The organism is Streptomyces mexicanus, assembly GCF_902506575.1.
GTDB classification, from domain to species: domain Bacteria; phylum Actinomycetota; class Actinomycetes; order Streptomycetales; family Streptomycetaceae; genus Streptomyces; species Streptomyces mexicanus.
Map to the genome: position 1 here is coordinate 1 of NZ_LR732667.1, position 2237 is coordinate 2237.

The window sequence follows — 2237 nt, forward strand, 5'->3', positions numbered from 1 at the left end:
CGACGTAGGGCCGGGTCAGATAGCCCAGCGGCACGGCGAATGCGTGCACCAGGCGGCTGAACGGCCACAGCGCGAACAGGGCGAGGGCGAGCAGAGCGTGGCACTGGTAGACGAGCGGCGCGTGCGCTGACGGACACCTCACCCGGCGTGTGGGAACGCGCCGGGCCCGATCGCGGTCCATACGGTTGTGCGCACACAGGACGGGGGATCTGCTTCGAGGAGCCGAGCGGTGCTGCAGCGGTATGGCGTGACGGCCGGGCGAGGGCCGCGGGACACCGGGCGCGGACGGGACCTGGCGGCCCGGGCCGCGCTGTTCGTCGTCCGCACGCTGCGCGCCGAATGGCACGGCATCGTCGTGGACCCGGTGCGGCAGCTGACGCGCCGCGGATTGTCCGGGCTGGTGCTGGCGTTCGTGGCCGCCTTCGGCGTCATCTTCTTCCACGCCCTGGCCCAGCACCCCACCGGAGAGACGGTGGTCCGGCTGACCGGTGGTGTCCAGGCCGACCTGCCGCTGTGGCTGGCCCTGCTGCGCACCCCCGTCTCCTTGTACGTGCCCGCCCTGGACCTGCCGGTGTGGGCCGGCATCACCCAGCTGTTCGTGGCCTTCGCGCTGGCCGAGCTGACGCTGGGCCGGCGCCGCACCCTGTTCCTGTCCTACGCCACCACCCTCGCCGGCACCCTCACCGTCCGGGTGATGATCGCGATCGGCCCGGGCTGGTGGGGGCTGGGGCTGCCGCCGGAGACCGCGCACGTCCTGGACACCGGTCCCTCGGCCGCGGTGGTGGGCCTGTTCACCTACCTGTCCGTGGTCCGGCGCGCCCCGGTGGTGTTCCTCCTCACCGGCGGGTCGATGGTGGCCGAGTCGGTGATCAAGCCCAACCTGGCCGGGCGCGAGCACCTGATCGCGGTGGCCGCGGCGATCGTCCTGGCCCTGGTCCACGAACGCGGCCGGCCGCGGCTGCGGCTGCCCCGCCTCCCGCGGACGGCCTTTGCGGCCCGGACAGGGCGGGCCGTCGGCGCCTGTCCTGAACCCGTGCTCCGCCGGCCGGAGGTGACGTGCCCGGCACCGGCGTTCGGAGCCGATCACGCACCGGGCCGCGGTGCGGGGGGAAGGACGGGGGAGACGTGAACTGGATCTGGGTCGTACTCATCCTGTTCTGGACGGGCGGCTTCGCCTGGCTCGCCGACACCGCGCGCACCGCGCTGCGCAACCGGCACCAGCGCAGGATGGAACTGATGGAGGCGCAGAAGGCGGAGCGGCTGGCCGTGGAGGCGGCGCACAAGCCGCCGCAGCCGATCTGCGGATGCACCCACCACCTGGCCAAGCACGACAAGAGCGGCCGCTGCCACGAGCGGGTGGAGGTGCCCACCGCCTGGGACGAGAACAAGAAGCCGCTGCGCTTCGAGCCCGGGCAGTGCAACTGCCAGCAGTACGTGGGCCCGCAGCCGCTGTCCCAGGTGTACGCCGACGAACTGACCGACCTGGCCTGAGGAATCCGGCATGTGCCGGATCCGAGCCCGGGCCGCGCCGGACATGTGCCGGACCTGAGTCGAATCCCCGCACGGGCGTCACAAAGGCTGCACACAGCCTTGTTAGCGTGACTGGCCGCCCGGCCGACCGACCCAGGAAGATCCGGATGGACTACTGCACCACGTGCCGACGGCACCTCAACGGCGCCCTGGTGTGTCCCGGTTGCGGGGCCTACGCACCGGACATAGCCCCGAGCGCCACCGCCGACTCCGCGACGCCCTACGCCCCCGGCCCCGCCGCCGACGCCCTCACCGCCGCCTACCCGGTGCACGCCTCCGGCCCCGCGCCGACGCTCACGGACGGCTTCGCACCGGCGTACACGGACGACCTCGCGCCTTCGCACACGGACGGCCCCGAGGAGGCGTCCGTCGCGGGCCCGGCCGTCGCCGGGGCGGCGCACGGCACACCGGCCGGGTCGCAGCGGCCGGGACGGGCCGCGCGGCGGCGGCAGCGCGCACGCTGGCAGAAGACCCAGCGTCGGGCCCTGGTCGCCACGGCCGTGGCGCTCGTCGGCGGCGGCCTGACCGTCGCCTCGATGGACCGGCACACCGCCGACCGCGCCCAGGCGGCCCCGGCCGCGCCGCTCGCTCCGCACACGGACAGCGTGGACACGCCGCCGGCCCGGCACGCCGCCCCGGCGCCCCCGTCCGCCTGTCTCCTATATACATCTGACGCTGCCGACGACCCCTTCCGTGTGCCTCCCTTT

The 2237-nt window shown here is 74.2% G+C and carries 2 protein-coding genes and 1 pseudogene; 2 read left to right on the forward strand and 1 reads right to left on the reverse strand.

Annotated elements, in window-relative coordinates; genetic code table 11:
* Nucleotides 1–127: pseudogene (locus tag GV126_RS34590) on the reverse strand (respiratory nitrate reductase subunit gamma); the annotation flags it as partial.
* Between the two features lie 102 nt (nt 128–229).
* On the opposite strand from GV126_RS34590, the gene GV126_RS34595 reads away from it, so the two are divergent.
* Both GV126_RS34595 and GV126_RS34600 read left to right on the forward strand, forming a co-directional pair.
* Nucleotides 230–1129 carry a hypothetical protein gene (locus GV126_RS34595; protein WP_419796029.1) on the forward strand — a complete coding sequence of 300 codons (900 nt, stop codon included), beginning with the start codon at nt 230–232 and terminating at the stop codon, nt 1127–1129.
* A complete protein-coding gene (locus GV126_RS34600) occupies nt 1126–1491 on the forward strand; it encodes a hypothetical protein (protein ID WP_159675264.1) in 366 nt (121 codons plus the stop codon). Before GV126_RS34595 ends, GV126_RS34600 begins: the two co-directional genes overlap by 4 nt.
* Nucleotides 1492–2237: the final 746 nt, after the last annotated feature.